At 63.0% G+C, this 14,290-nt stretch carries 12 protein-coding genes; 8 read left to right on the top strand and 4 right to left on the bottom strand.

The features are described 5' to 3' along the window. The first annotated feature begins 210 nt into the window (after positions 1 to 210). From ACQY4S_RS21005 to ACQY4S_RS20970, 8 genes are all read left to right on the top strand, one after another. Positions 211 to 1,155, top strand: coding sequence for a carbohydrate ABC transporter permease (locus ACQY4S_RS21005; RefSeq protein ID WP_428487148.1), 945 nt, complete (start codon positions 211 to 213; stop codon positions 1,153 to 1,155). Further along, positions 1,155 to 2,009, top strand: coding sequence for a carbohydrate ABC transporter permease (locus ACQY4S_RS21000; RefSeq protein WP_428487147.1), 855 nt, complete (start codon positions 1,155 to 1,157; stop codon positions 2,007 to 2,009). Before ACQY4S_RS21005 ends, ACQY4S_RS21000 begins: the two co-directional genes overlap by 1 nt. Before the next feature lie 4 nt (positions 2,010 to 2,013). Beyond that, positions 2,014 to 3,321 (top strand): ABC transporter substrate-binding protein, encoded by a 1,308-nt coding sequence (locus ACQY4S_RS20995; RefSeq protein ID WP_428487146.1) that lies wholly within the window; start codon positions 2,014 to 2,016, stop codon positions 3,319 to 3,321. Then, positions 3,318 to 4,595, top strand: a complete 1,278-nt coding sequence (locus ACQY4S_RS20990; RefSeq protein WP_428487145.1) for an extracellular solute-binding protein — start codon at positions 3,318 to 3,320, stop codon at positions 4,593 to 4,595. Before ACQY4S_RS20995 ends, ACQY4S_RS20990 begins: the two co-directional genes overlap by 4 nt. Positions 4,596 to 4,726: 131 nt before the next feature. Then, positions 4,727 to 5,785, top strand: coding sequence for an amidohydrolase family protein (locus ACQY4S_RS20985; RefSeq protein WP_428487144.1), 1,059 nt, complete (start codon positions 4,727 to 4,729; stop codon positions 5,783 to 5,785). Between the two features lie 574 nt (positions 5,786 to 6,359). Beyond that, positions 6,360 to 7,619, top strand: a complete 1,260-nt coding sequence (locus ACQY4S_RS20980; protein WP_428487143.1) for an extracellular solute-binding protein — start codon at positions 6,360 to 6,362, stop codon at positions 7,617 to 7,619. A 14-nt stretch (positions 7,620 to 7,633) separates the two neighbouring features. Continuing rightward, complete coding sequence (locus ACQY4S_RS20975) at positions 7,634 to 8,512, top strand: carbohydrate ABC transporter permease (RefSeq protein WP_428487142.1); 879 nt, start codon at positions 7,634 to 7,636, stop codon at positions 8,510 to 8,512. 137 nt (positions 8,513 to 8,649) lie between these two features. Continuing rightward, on the top strand, positions 8,650 to 9,492 hold the full coding sequence (locus ACQY4S_RS20970) for a carbohydrate ABC transporter permease (RefSeq protein WP_428488470.1): 843 nt from the start codon (positions 8,650 to 8,652) through the stop codon (positions 9,490 to 9,492). A 54-nt stretch (positions 9,493 to 9,546) separates the two neighbouring features. Here ACQY4S_RS20970 and mdoH read toward each other — a convergent pair whose 3' ends face one another. The 4 genes from mdoH to ACQY4S_RS20950 all read right to left on the bottom strand — a co-directional run bounded on the left by mdoH (position 9,547) and on the right by ACQY4S_RS20950 (position 14,219). After that, the gene (gene mdoH, locus ACQY4S_RS20965; RefSeq protein ID WP_428487141.1) at positions 9,547 to 11,208 is read right to left on the bottom strand and encodes a glucans biosynthesis glucosyltransferase MdoH; all 1,662 of its coding nucleotides are present in this window, start codon (positions 11,206 to 11,208) and stop codon (positions 9,547 to 9,549) included. A gap of 199 nt (positions 11,209 to 11,407) precedes the next feature. After that, positions 11,408 to 12,184, bottom strand: coding sequence for a PIG-L deacetylase family protein (locus tag ACQY4S_RS20960; protein WP_428487140.1), 777 nt, complete (start codon positions 12,182 to 12,184; stop codon positions 11,408 to 11,410). Beyond that, positions 12,184 to 13,377, bottom strand: a complete 1,194-nt coding sequence (locus tag ACQY4S_RS20955; RefSeq protein ID WP_428487139.1) for a glycosyltransferase family 4 protein — start codon at positions 13,375 to 13,377, stop codon at positions 12,184 to 12,186. Before ACQY4S_RS20955 ends, ACQY4S_RS20960 begins: the two co-directional genes overlap by 1 nt. 47 nt (positions 13,378 to 13,424) lie before the next feature. Continuing rightward, entirely contained in the window at positions 13,425 to 14,219 is a 795-nt protein-coding gene (locus tag ACQY4S_RS20950) for a sugar phosphate isomerase/epimerase family protein (RefSeq protein ID WP_428487138.1), read from the bottom strand. Positions 14,220 to 14,290 lie beyond the last annotated feature (71 nt).

Below are 14,290 nucleotides of genomic sequence, written 5' to 3'. Positions count from 1 at the left end.
CATGCCTCAGGCCGTCACGGCCGGCGCATAAACCAAGCCTGAGGCGCTCACCACCTGCAACTTCGGTGGTGCTGCTTTCGGTAAAAGCGTGGAGGGCATGCGTCCGTACGCCAGGACGGGGTGCGACCCTAACAACCGACGCGTGACGCGGAGCCGCAATCCGTCTACCCTTCTGTCAACGACCTGCCACTCATACGAACGGGACGGGATATGGGAGGATACGGCGAAGCGGCCGCCACCAGCGGTCCCGCGGCCACACGTCTGACAGCGCGCCGGCCGCGGCGGGTCCGCACGTCGTGGTTCGACCGCAACTTCCCCCGCCTCGCCGTCCTGCCGACCACGGCCTTGATGCTCCTGGTCTTCGGCATTCCACTGTTGTTCTCCGCCTGGCTCAGCCTGGAGGGCTGGTCGCCGGACCAGACCCTGTTCGGCGGCCGCTTCGCTGGGCTGGACAACTATAACGATCTGCTGACCGATCCCGAATTCATCGGCAGCCTGACACTGACTCTTGCCTATACCGCTGTCACCGTGACCGCGGAACTGGCGGCCGGTCTTGGGATCGCGCTGCTGCTGAACATCGACCTGCCCTGGATTGGCGTGTTCCGCACCCTGCTGGTGGTGCCGATGATGATCACCCCCGTCGTCGCCGCATTCTGCTGGAAGCTGCTGCTGGATCCCGATCACGGGGTCATCAATTTTTTCATCCGGCAGCACATCGTCTGGCTTGGTCGTCCAGATACGGCACTGCTGTCCGTCGCGGTGGTCAATGTCTGGCAGAACGCACCGTACGTCGCGATCCTGCTGCTCGCCGGCCTGCGCTCCCTGCCGCATGAACCGGTGGAGGCCGCCCGCATCGACGGTGCCAGCCACTGGCAGATGTTCTGGCATATCAGCCTGCCACTGTTGCGTCCCTACATCCTGATTGCCCTGCTGCTGCGGATGATCTTTGAGTTCCGCGCCTTCGACAACATCTACGTCATGACCAGCGGCGGTCCAGCCAACGCCACCATGGTGCTGTCGATGTTCACCTACCTGGCGTCATTCGTCCGCTTCGACCTGAGCCTGGGTGCGGCGGCGTCCTGGCTGATGCTGCTGATCTCCTTTCTGATGTGCCTGTTCTTCATGGCCTTCGTTCGCCGCCGGGACGCCAACTGATGGCGGCACTCAGCCCGATCGGATCGCGCCGGCGCCGGCGGGCAGCGGCGATCGCCGTCTATGCCAGCCTGACAGCGCTGACGGTCGCGTTCCTGTTTCCGCTGGTCTGGATCATTGGGCTTTCACTGAAAACACGACTGCAGGTCTTCGCCTCGCCGCCTTTGTTCCTGTGGTGGCCGACGTTGGAGAACTATGCCGCAGTGTTCAGCCGAGCGGATTTCGCTCAGGCTTTCGTGAACAGTCTGATCGTTTCGGTGGGTGCGGTCAGTCTGTCGCTGCTGGTGGGGGTGCCCGCCGCCTATGCGCTGGCGCGGTTTCCATTTGCCGGCCGGAACTTGTTGTTCTTTGCCTTGCTGGCAATGCGCATGTTGCCGCCGATCGCGGTGCTGGTGCCGATGTACGTGCTGTTCAGCGCCTTTGGCCTGACCACCACCCGCACCAGCGTAGTGCTGGCCTACACCACGTTCAGCCTGCCGCTGGTCGTCTGGATCATGCGCGGTTTCTTTGAGGATTTGCCACGGGAACTGGAGGAATCTGCCTGGGTGGATGGCGCGACCCGGCTGCGCGCCTTCCTGCATGTCGTGCTGCCGCTGATCCGCCCGGGTCTGGTCGCCGCCGGGATCCTGTGCCTGCAACTCGCCTGGAATGATTTTCTGTTCGCCGCCGTGCTGACCAGCAACGCGACGCGCACCCTGCCGGTTCTGATGGCGGCGTTCTCCGGCGGCGATACCGGGGTGGACTGGGGCGGCATGACGGCGTCCGGCGTGCTGGTCATCCTGCCGGTCGTGCTGTTCTCGTTCCTGGCGCAACGACATCTGGTGGCCGGGCTGTCCTCCGGCGCGGTGAAAGGCTGACATCATGAAGCGACGGCATCTGCTGCAGGCGGCGGCCTTGATGGGGCCTGGTCTGGCCGCACCGCAATTGGCCGCACCCCGATTGGCGCGCGCGCAATCAAAGCCGGACAAGCTGGTGTATGTTGGCGACAACGGTCCATGGCACTTTACCCTGGTCGAGGATGTCGCACCGGCGTTCAAGAAGCAGACCGGCATCAAGATCGACTTTACCCTGCTGCCCGTCGATCCGTGGACCGCTCGACTGAAAGCCGAACTCAGCGCCGGGTCGGGCGACATCGACATCGTGCAATGGTCGGTCGGCATGGCCGGCTGGATCAGCCCGCACATGATGGACCACGAGGTCCTGGCCGCCGAGATCATGGCGCGCGACCCGTCCTGGGACTGGGCGGATTTCCTCTCCGGCAGCAAGCGCGCGGCGAGCTATGACGGGAAGATGGTCGGCATTCCCTACCGGGTCACCACCGGCATCATGCACTATCAGAAAGCGCTGCTGGAGCAGGCTGGCATCGCTCGGCTGCCGGAGACTTTCGACGAGCTGGAAAAGGCGGCAATCGCTACCAACAAGCCGCCGGACCGCTATGGCTTTGGGTTGTCCGGCCGGCAGGGTTCGGCGATCCTGAGCAGCTTTTCACCCTGGCTGTATTCCTGCGGCGGCGACTACCTGAATTTCAAGACCGGCGAGATCCTGATCAACAAGCCCAACGCCGTCGCCGCGCTGGAATTCTGGACTGGACTTGTCCTCAAGGACAAGGTGGTGCCCCCCGAGGCGATGACCTGGGAGTATGACGAGATCATCGCCGGCGGCCAGAACGACCGCTATGCGATGTGTCAGACATTCGCGCCATACGGCACGCTAATCAACGACCCGAAGCTGTCCCGGACGGGCGGCAAGTGGTGCTGGGCGACCGTGCCTGGGCGGACCGCGAAGGATCAGGGTCGTACTTGGGTGGACGGGCATAATCTCGCGATACCGAAATATACTCCGAACCGTGACTGGTCGCTCGCCTTTATCCAGATGGCGTGCAGCAAGGACTGGATGCTCCGATCGATGATCCGCGGCAACGCGCCGCCGCGCGGGTCGGTGCTGCGCGACCCGGCGATGATCGAGCGGATCGGCTGGCCCCCGGTCGCCGCCGCGGCGATCGAAACCGGTTTTCCCACCCCCGCCCAACCGGTGTTCAGCACCTTGCAGCTTTCGCTGCGTACCGGACTGTCGAAGGCAATCCTTGGTCAGAAGACCCCGAAGCAGGCGCTGGACGACGTGGCGGTCGACTGGCAGCGCGGCTTGCGGCGGGCTGGATTCGGACGATGAGGCGTCGCGAGCTACTTGTCGCCGCGCTGGCGATGCCGGCGGTGGCGCGGGCCCAGTCGAAACCCGACAAGCTGATCTTCGTTGGCGACAACGGCCCCTGGCACTGGTGCCTGACCGAGGAGATCGCCCCCGCTTTCGAAAAGGCTACCGGCATCAAGGTTGATTTCACCCTGTTGCCGATTGACGCACTCAGCGCCCGCTTGAAGGCTGAATTGAACTCCGGTTCGCCCGATATCGACATCATCCAATGGACGGCGCCGTTCGCCGGCTGGCTGGCGCCGCATATGGCGGATCACGCCAAGCTGCTGGCGGATAACGCGGGCAAGCATCCAGACTTTGACTGGGACGATTTCCTGCCCTCGGTGCGCGACCTCGCCAGCTACCAGGGAAAGCTTCTTGGCATTCCATATCGCGTCACGGCCAGCATCCTGAACTACCAGAAACAGCTTCTGGCCGAGGCTGGGTTCGCCACGCCGCCGGACAACTGGGAGAGCTTCCTGGCCGCCGCGCAGGCCACGACGAAGCCGCCAGGCCGTTACGGGATAGGCATCTGGGGTCGCCAGGGGCCGGCGATGGTCGGTGGCTTCTCGCCGTTCCTGCGCGGCAACGGCGGGCGCTACTTTGATCCGAAGACCTGGCAGATTTTCATCAACGACGCGAAGGCGGTCGAGGCACTGGAGTACTACGGCGACCTGATGACGAAGTACAAGGTTGTCGTGCCGGACAGCCTGACCTGGGAGTTCGACGAGATCATCGCCGGCGGCCAGACCGACCGGTACGCCATGACGATCACGCTGGCGCCCTATGGCACGCTGATCAACGACCCCAAGCTGTCACGGACCGGCGGACGCTGGGCCTGGTCGGTGGCACCCGGCCGGCATTCCGCGGCGGAAAGCCGCGTGTCGCTGGGTGGCTGGACCTTCGGCGTGCCCGCCGGCGGCAAGAACACCGAATGGGCGTTTGAATTCATCCAGCTCGCCACTAGCAAGGACTGGATGCGCCGATCGCTGGAGCGGGGCAATGCGCCGCCGCGGACTTCGGTGTTGAGCGATCCTTCGGTGCTGGCGCGGTTCGGCTGGGCGCCGGTGCTGGCGCAGGCGCTGACGACGGCGGAACTTGAACCGCGCGCGCCGGTGTGGCCGAGTCTGGAGTTGCAGTTGCGAAGCGGGATCTCGGCGGTGCTGCTGGGGCAGAAGTCAGCCAAGGCGGCGCTGGATGGGGTCGCTTCGGACTGGCAGCGGACGCTGCGGCGGACAGGGGTGAAGCCGACGTGATGGCGAGGTCGGCGACCTATGTCTTCGTGTTGCAGAAAACAAAGTAACTTGCTCGGAGGTTGACTAAAACGGGAAATGGAGTGTTTGAAAGTAAAACGCGCCGCCTCAGGCAGTCGTCGTTGGAGAACCAAATGACCACTGGAACGATTGACTGCGACATCCACCCCGGCGTTCCGGACATCGCGGCGCTGCTGCCCTACATGAACGACTTCTGGCGGGAATCCTTCGTCCATCGCGGTCTCGACGGCTTCGACATGATGTCCTACCCGCTGAATGCGCCGATCACCTGCCGGCCGGACTGGCGCATTGCGGGTCAGCGGCCCGGCGCCAGTCTGGACGCCTTGCGCAATCAGGCGCTGGACGCTTTTGGCATCGGCACCGCGATCTGCAACCCGCTGACCGGCGGTCAGGCCGCGGTCAGCGAGAGCATGGGCGCCGCCATCTGCTCCGCCGTCAACGACTGGATCAGTCAACACTGGCTGGACCAGGAACCACGCCTGCGGGCCTCCATCGTCGTGCCGGCGCAGGCGCCGCTGCTGGCCGCCGAGGAGATCGAACGTTGCGCCCCTGATCTCCGCTTCGTCCAGGTCCTGCTGCCCGTCGCCTGCGAAATGATGCTTGGCCGTTCCTATTATTGGCCGATCTATGAGGCCGCCGCGCGCCATCGCCTGCCCATCGGCATCCATGCCGGCAGCCAGTATCGTTACGCACCTACGTCTACCGGCTGGCCGTCGCACTACGTACATGACTACATCGCCCAGTCGCAGACCTTCGAGGATCAGTTGCTCAGCCTGATCTCCAACGGTGTGTTCAACAAGTTCCCCGATCTGACCTTCGTGCTGCTGGAATCCGGCGTAACCTGGCTGCCCGGCTTCATCTGGCGCGCCGTCAAGACCTGGCGTGGCGTGCGGGCCGAGGTGCCCTGGGTCAACCGCTCCCCAGCCGACATCATCCGCGACAATATTCGCTTGACAATTCAACCGTTCGACGCGCCTGACGGTCAGGCGGTGGAACGCATCGTCGCGCAGATCGACGCCGACCACATGCTGCTGTTCGCCTCCGACTATCCGCACTGGCAGTTCGAAGGTGATGCGATCACCCCGCCGGGCCTGTCGGATTCATTACAACAACGCATTCGTGTGGACAATCCGTTGGCAACCTATCCTCGATTGAAGAAGGTCTTGAAGTGAATGCGCCCGTTCTTGTTGATTCGCCGGCGGCGCCCCGCAAACTTGGCATGATCGGTTGCAACGGGCATCCCTATCCAAAGCCTGTCGCGCTAAACCAGTACCTGTCGAAGCGCTGGCGCCGGCATCTGGCGACCTAATGATCGGTCGAGGTTGCATCGTCACCTATACGTAATGCTGGTCTAGCTCTTTGTTTGATCGCGTGCTTCATGCTTTTTCACCAGTCAGCCTCAGGCGGTCACGCTCGATCCGTGAGACGCACGTTGACGCAAGACCCTTGCGCCTCCGGCTTTCCAGGATAATGCTTTCCCCCTTGAAGTTCCCTCCGGATCCAGGCGGCAAGGTCCGTTTGTCGGGCATGATCGAAAGTTCCGGAATGGCGCGGCAACAAGTCCGTCATGCCAGCCTGCCTTGCGGAGCAGTTGTGGAACGCGGGCTCGGGACCCGGCACGGACAGCATCCAAGCTGACTATCTCGGTCTGGTCGTTCGGCGGTTTTCGCTGATGCGGGAGCGTCCGAACCTTTGCAATCACAAGACCATCTGGTTAACAGCGCTATCTTCAAGGAGATCAACCCCATGCGTCGCCACGTTTTTCGCATCTTTTTGGTGGCACTCCTCGCCTCTATCGTCCGCCCAGCGGTTGCCGAAACGACGTTGACGATCCTGACGCATTATACCGACGCCCAGCGCACGCCGCTCACCGCCTGCCTGCGGGATTATCAGCGGGACCATCCCGGCATTCGGATTGTGCATCAGCAGTCCGAGATCGACGACTATCTGCAAACCGTGCTCACGGCGCGGCTAAGCGGAACTTCCCCGGACATTTACAACATCTATTCGATCTGGAGCGCCCAGTTGATCCAGGCGGGCATACTCGACAGGCCGCCGCCCGAGGTCGGCCGCCTGATCAATACTGGATACCTGCCGAGTACCGTTGATGCGATCAAGGTCGGCGGCAACGTCTGGGGCATTCCGACTGAAGTCAATGCCTTCATGCTGATCTACAACAAGAAGCTGTTCCGCGCGGCTGGGATCACCGCGCCGCCGCGCGATTGGAACGAAGTCGTTGCCGATGCAACCAGGATGACCAGGCGGAACACGCAGGGAAAAATCACCACCGCCGGCTTTGCCTTTGGGCCGACGGTGGCGAATGGCGTCTATCCGTTCGTCGCCTTGTTGCGGTCACGCGGCATCGAACCTTTCAACGCCAGACTTGACGGCACCAATCTCACCACTCCGGACGCGAGCGATGTGCTGACCGATGAGACCCGCCTGTTCGCGAAGGGCATCACCGACAACACGATCCAGGTCCTCGACTTTCCAAGCGGCGCGGTCGGCATGATGATCTTCGCGAACTGGTTTAAGGCTACCTTGCAGCAAGCCTTCGGGGCCGCAATGGACGAGACGGTCGGCGTGGCACCGATCCCCGCGGGCAACAACTGGAAGACCCTGCAATACGCCTTCTTCTGGGGCGTCGATGCGAACAGCCCGAGGAAGCAGGAGGCCTGGAACCTGCTGGCCTGGCTGAACAGCCCCCGCGGCGCGAACAAGCAGTCTTGCACTGGCGAGATGCTCGGCAAGCTTGGCGCGCTGACCGGCAACCGGAGCGACATCACGGCCGGTCCAGACGACTATGGCGACGCCTTCAGCAAGCCCTTCGTGGACGCGATCGCCTCCGGCCGCGCCGGCTCGCTACCGAACGTGGTACGCAACAGTGAAATTCAACAGGAACTCCGCCTGACAATCGGACGTGCGTGGAGCGGAGCGCAGACGCCACAGGCCGCCTTGCAAGACGCGGATCGAAAGATCAAGGCCCTGCTTGTCGACACGAACTGACGGTCTGGCATAGCATGTCGTTCCTGTATTCACGCCGCGTGGCACCCTGGTTGCTGCTGACGCCCGCGCTGGTCCTCGGCACGATATTCTATGCCGTGCCGATTGCGTCGTCGTTCTATCTGAGCTTAACCGACTGGAACGCCCTCGATGCCGCGCACTGGCGAGGCGTGAGCAACTACATCGTTCTGCTTACGGCTGATCCGCTGTTCATGCAGTCGCTTGTAAGCACCTTCCTGCTTGCCATCGGCAGTGCCGCGGTCGGCATTCCCGCCGCTCTATTCCTCGCACTTGCGGTGACCGCGAGCCGCCACCGGGCAGGATGGCGAACGATCTTCTGGCTGCCGGCAATCACCAACATCGTCGCTGTTGCCTACGCCTGGCAGATCGTGCTCGATCCGACATACGGCATCGTCAATCGACTGCTCGCCGTCGTCGGCATCGCGGGACCGGATTGGCTGACGCAGCCAGGCACCGCCATGCTGTCGCTCACGCTGGTCATGGCATGGATGACGCTGGGTCAGAACATATTGTTGTTCTCCACCGGTCTCGAGGCCATTGATCAGGCCGTGCTGGAGGCCGCCCGCAGTGACGGCGCGAACGGACGGCAGATCCTGTGGCACGTCACCCTCCCGCTGCTCAAGCCCACGACGCTGTTCGTGCTCGTCAGCACGCTGATTTCAGGAATGGGTGCATTCGCTCTGATCCTGGTCATGACCGAGGGCGGCCCGGATGACGGCACGATGGTCACCGCGCTGTACATGTATCGCATGGCCTTCGAGTCGCTCCGCATCGGGCGAGCCTGTGCGGTCGCCATCATCCTGACAGTGATCACCTTGCTGCTCTCGGTCTTGCAACTCCGCTTCTTCGGTCGCGATTCCGACGCGTCGGCATGAGGTTGCGCGTGGTCGCTTAAAGCTGGCCCGTCAGAAGGCGTGAATCACGCGATCAAGCAAAGAGCTAGACCATGATCAGGCATCGGCAAACACGTAACCTCAAACGATCATGGCCTAAAGGCGGCGCCACCTTGCGTGTGGCGTTCCTGACGGTCGCGGCGATGCTGACGATCCTGCCGTTCGCCGACATGGTGATCGGCTCGCTAAGGACGCCGGCTGATCTGCTGTCTCGGCCGCCGATCTACTTCCCGATGCAGCCCGCCTGGGACAATTTTCGTCGCGTGTTCGTGGAACTGCCGATGGGACGCTGGCTCGTGAACTCGCTGATCGTGACGTGCGCCGTCACCGCGGCGCAACTCGCAACCAGCGCGGCCGCGGGCTTCGCGTTCGCCAAGTATCGATTTCCTGGTACTCGTTATCTGTTCCAGGCTGTGCTTGGCGCACAGATGTTCCCGTTCTTCCTGATGCTGATACCGGTTTTCATGATCCTGCGCTTCTGGCCGCTCGCCGGCGGCAACGATGTCCTCGGCCATGGCGGACATGGTCTCCTCGGCGGGTATGCCGCGATCATCCTGCCGTTCTGCGTCAGTTGGTACGGCATTTTCCTCATGCGTCAGTTCATGCTGACGATTCCCGACGATCTGCTTGATGCGGCACGGGTCGATGGGGCTTCGGAGTTCGGCATTTTCGTCCGTATCGCACTGCCGTTGATACGGCCCGCATTGGTGACCCTTGGGATTTTCGTTTTTGTCTATCAGTGGAACGAGGTCATCTGGACGATGACCGTAACCCGCGCGGTGCCTGGACTGCAGACGGTTCCCGTCGGCATCTATCTGCTGCGCGGCGCGTTCACGGAAATGCAGACGAGATCGCTTCAGCAGGCCGCACTGGTCATCAGCGTGATCCCGACATTGATTCTGTTCCTGCTGCTGCAACGCTTCTACGTTCGTGGCCTGACGCTTGGCGCTTTGAAAGGGTAGGAGCCTTGCGGCGAAGGTCACGTCAGGAATCCGAACAGATGGCAATAGGCAAACTTACAGCCGGCGCGTTGCGGCGACCAATGGTGGAACAACCGGTGTGACGACGTCCTGCCGGGCCGTGAGGACCGCGAACGGCACCGCCAGAAGCAGACCCAGGATCGTCGGCAACGCAGCGGCGACAGCAAACCAGCCGGCTTGTGCGAAGGCCAGCATGAGGGTCAGTCCGACCAGCATATGCAGTCCGAAGCGGCGCAAGCCGAAGCTCCATGGAATGCTGCCGGCCTCGCGTCGCTGCGGTGCCCAGCCGACCCGTCGCCCAGCCGCCAGCCGCAGTACCGCGACGGAACGATCGAGCGCAGTGATCGAGTCCAGCAGTATGGCGAACAGAATTTCGCGTGCCATCCGGATCAGCAGATCGCGTCGCCGATCATGGGCAGGCCGGCACATAGCCTCCACATACCCGGCGAACTTTGGCAGGTACATGAGCACGAAGCCAAACGCCAACAGCATCAGCAATGCGCTGTGCGACGTATTCCTCGCCCTGCCGGTCAGCACGTTCAATGCAGCCAATGGCAGCGGCGCGAACCACAGCGGCGTCAGCGCATAGTGGAGGATGGCTTGCAGCATTTGCAGCCGCCCGATCCGGCCAAGGTCGCGCCGGCGCAGCAGATGACGGTACTGTAGGTTTCCGGTGGCCCAGCGAACATCGCGGTCCAGCATGGCCAGCAGATCCGGCGGATGGCCTTCCGCCGACCCTGCATCGTCTGGAAGCACCCGGACCGCCCAACCGGCCGCGTGCAGGCGCGCCGCTTCGACAAGATCATGCGACAGGATGGCGCCCCCGTTGGGCAGCAACGGCAGCCGGCAATGCTTGCGAAACGACGCGATCCGCAGCAGTGCGTTATGCCCCCAATAGGTGCCTTCAGGTCCCTGCCACCAAGCCTGGCCAGTGGCCCAGATGCGCATGCAGTGCCGGTGGCCGAAGCCAAAGATCCGGACGAACGCGGTGTCGGCGCCGAAGCCGGCAATGGTCGGTTGCAAAATCGCCAGCCGCGATTCCGCCTGCATCACCCGCACCAGCCGCCGCACGGCATTGGCCGACATGACTGAATCGGCGTCGAGCAGCAACATAAAGTCAAACGCTTCGGTATGATGATCCAGGAACTGCATGACGTTGCCGGCCTTGAACCCGACATTGCCGACGCGCCGCCGGTAGCAGACGGTACCCTGCGGATATCGGGCTGCCAAGTGCATGATCGCTGCCGCCTCGGCTGCCGCTGCCGGCCCTTCCGGCGTGTCAGACAGAATGGCGAGCGTGAAATGTTCCGGTTGCTGCACTGATCGCAGGTCGCGCAGCAGTCGCTCCAGCGGCGGCAGGATCGCCTGCATGTTCTCGAACCGAACGCACATGGCGATAACGGTCCGGGTGGCAATTGGTGCGTAAGGCGACACATGCCGCATGGCCGGCAACACGGCTGCAAGCGGATCCGGCGCGAGCAGTCGCACACCGAGGCCAGCTAGAGCCGTTGCGGCGGTCAAGCCCAGCCAAGGTGCATTAGCTGCAAGGCAAATCAGGATTAACGCCTTGCACACCGTCCACCCGCCGGCGGCGAGTGCATTCCATCCCAGCCCCAGCAGAACAAGCGTGAAGCCCGCCACCCCGACGGCGATTGCCAGGCGGCGAAGGCCCATATGCTGAGCGGTGCCCGGGTTCATGCGTGCAGTCCCAGTGTGACCCCTACCGCATACGGTTCCCGCCGGCGCACCGCTCGGTTGGTCGACCCACAGTCGGCTGGTCGCGTTATGCGGCATGAAACTATTTGCGACGTGGAGACGCAGGGCGCACCGGACGTCGGCGTTACGGCTGCGACCGGCCGGGATCTGTCAACCGAGCGAGGCCGCGATGCCGGTTCTGCTAATCGGCGGGCCATAACGGTTCGTGCGTCGACCGCCGAGCGGATGAAGAGAAAATGTTGTGCGCGCCTTGCGCACGCAGACGTTCGACAGGGCCGGCTGCCTCCAGCATACCCGCCAGGGCGGCGGCGCCGCCAAATTGGAAGCCGACTTGTGTCACGTACGCCGCGCAGGCAGTGAACCGCGCCTCGGCATCACCCCGCACCGCGACTTCCGGCAGGATATTCATTTCTTGCTCGAATGGAGAGACGGGATGAGTGTGCGGCCTGATCGCGTAAGGAAAATCCGCCCACCACCAGACCGGCAGATCGCTTGGCAGCACAACACGCAGGGCCCGGATCAGCAGCACATGATCCACATGCCCGCCGAGAGCCTGAGGCGCCAGAAGCAACGCAGGTCGCACTTTCAGCAGATCACGCAGCATATCCGATAGCGGTAGTGCGACGGCATCGTCGTTGCGTGGCGGCGCAAACAGCGCCTGGGCGTTGGCATATCCTCGGTGCGGCGCTTCGGGTAGATCCAGCCAAAGCGGACTTGCACCCAGCCGTTCGCAGGCCGCCGCGTCTTCTGCTTTACGCAATCCCATATAATCCGCGTCTGGCGGCAGGCCCTTGTCGAGTTGGCAAGCAAGTGCAAAGCCGCTTGGCGACGGTACCGAGCGGGTGAACGCCGTGCAGATCGTCACCTGCCAACCCTCATTCACCAACCGCGCCAGAGTACCCCCGCATGAAAAGACAGCGTCATCCAGGTGTGGCGACAGCGCCAGGGCTTGGGGCATCAGAGAAGATGGGGCGTCGCGCGAAACCGGCAGTTCGGATCGTGCGGCAGCACCGGATCAAAATCCGTGGCCGGCCGTCTATCCTTGACTAAAGCATAAACATTCATGATCTGGCGGCCGACCGCTTCCCAGGAGTAGGTCCGTCGGCACTCCTCCAACGCGGTCGCTGCCAGCCGACGGCGAAGCGGCGCGTCCTCGATGATCCGCCGCAACGCCTGCGCCAGCGCGGGAATATCGCCAGGCTGCACCAGCAAGCCATTCTCGCAGTCGCGCAGGCAATCCACTACGCCGACGGCAAAACAGGAAACGCTGGGCAGGCCGCTGGCCATTGCCTCTAGGATAGTGTTGCTGAAGCCTTCGGCGTAGGTCGGGCTGACGAAGACATCAGCTTCATGGTAGAGTTTCGGTGCGGCATCGTAATCGGCATAGCCGGTGAAGCGCACATCAAGATCAAGCTTCGTCGCGAGGTCACGCGAACTGTCGTAGTCCGGCCCGATGCCGGAGATGATAGCGGCGAACCGCACCCCCTGGGCACGCAGCAATGCCAACGCCTCCAGGAAGTCGAGGGAGCCTTTCCGCCGGTCGACACGACCATGGTAAAGCAGCCGCACCGGATCTTGCGCGACCCCAGAAACGTGTCCGCTGACAGGATGGAAACGTTGTACGTCGACGGCACCAGGAACAATCGTGAAGCGTTCCCGCGGGACGCCAAGCCGTTCGACCACCTCGGCCGCAAAGCTGTCGCAACCGATCAGCAAGGCATTGGCATGGTTCACGACGTTCAACATGCCCAGTCGATGGGTTTCACAACAGGAGCCGACCCAGTGACCGTCGCCGCCCTGGATGGACACCACGGTCGGGATGCCGATTTCGCGTGCCGCCAGCAGCACGGCCCATCCGTTGGGATAGCCATATTGCGCGTGCAGCACATCGAATGGGCGCCGCCGATGTTCGGCCAGGATCGTGTCGACCATGTCATTCACGTCGCGTTCAAAATCGGCGCCCCCAGCTTCGGCAAAAGCCTCTTCGCCGAGGGAACGCCGACCGATGACCCTGACACCGGGCACCTCGGGCGGCGGGCCGCCGCCGTAGACACGCGTGCCGGTCGGGTCGTCGCGATATTGGCTGATCATCGTGACATCGTGGCCGGCGGCGACCAACTGCCGGAGCAGGTTCGTCGCATAGACGCTCATGCCACTTATCGCAGGAAAGAAACGTCTGCTGCAGAACAGGATATTCATTACGCCGTGACCTCTTCTCGGCAATGTCTCAGCCAATTCAGCGATTGCGGAATCATCTGGTCGGCACGATGGCTTTCGCGCGAGAGTTCGACGCAGACAAGACGGTGAAAGCCGATTGATTCCAGGACATCCAGGCAGGCGGGAATGTCCATGTCGCCCTCTCCGAACGGCAGGTGCGTATGGTCGCCCCGACGCATGTCCTCGATGGCGACGGTGCCGAGATGCGATGCGAATTCATACACCGCGGCAGCAGGATTACGCTCCTGCGTCACCAGGCAGTGACCAAGATCCAGGGCAAGCGTCAGGTTCGGCAAATGCGCCTGCACCAGCGCCCAGTCATCCAGCGTCTCCACCAACATGCCAGGCTCCGGTTCGAGCGCGACCGTTACGCCGCGGCGCATGGCATGATCTAGAACCTGTGCCACACCGTGCAGCAGCCACTCGCCGGCCTCGCCTCGGTCGACGCCGGGAAGGGGCACCCCAGCCCAGAACGACACGGCCTCCGCACCAAGCACGTTGCCGATGTCGATCGCGCGTTGAAGAAAAGCCACACGGCGCGCCCGCCCCTCCGCGTTCGGCGTCAGCAAGGTCGGTTCGTGCTTGCGGCGCGGGTCGAGCAGAAACCTTGCACCGGTTTCAATGACGCACCCGAGGCGGCGGACGTGCAGTTCGTGGGCAAGCGCCTCTGCCCGCGCGACCCAGCCATCTTCCATGGGATCGAGGTGATGGTGATCGAGCGTGAGCGCGATGCCGGCGTATCCAGCGTCCGCGATGAGTGCAACGGCATCAATCAAACGGTGGTTCGCAGCACCGTTTGTATTATATGCAAATCGCAACGATCTAACGTTCGGCTCATAGCTGCAGC

The organism is Rhodopila sp., from assembly GCF_965276935.1.
GTDB lineage: Bacteria > Pseudomonadota > Alphaproteobacteria > Acetobacterales > Acetobacteraceae > Rhodopila.
The sequence above is the reverse complement of the archived record's forward strand: the minus strand, read 5'-3'. Positions and strand labels throughout refer to the sequence as shown.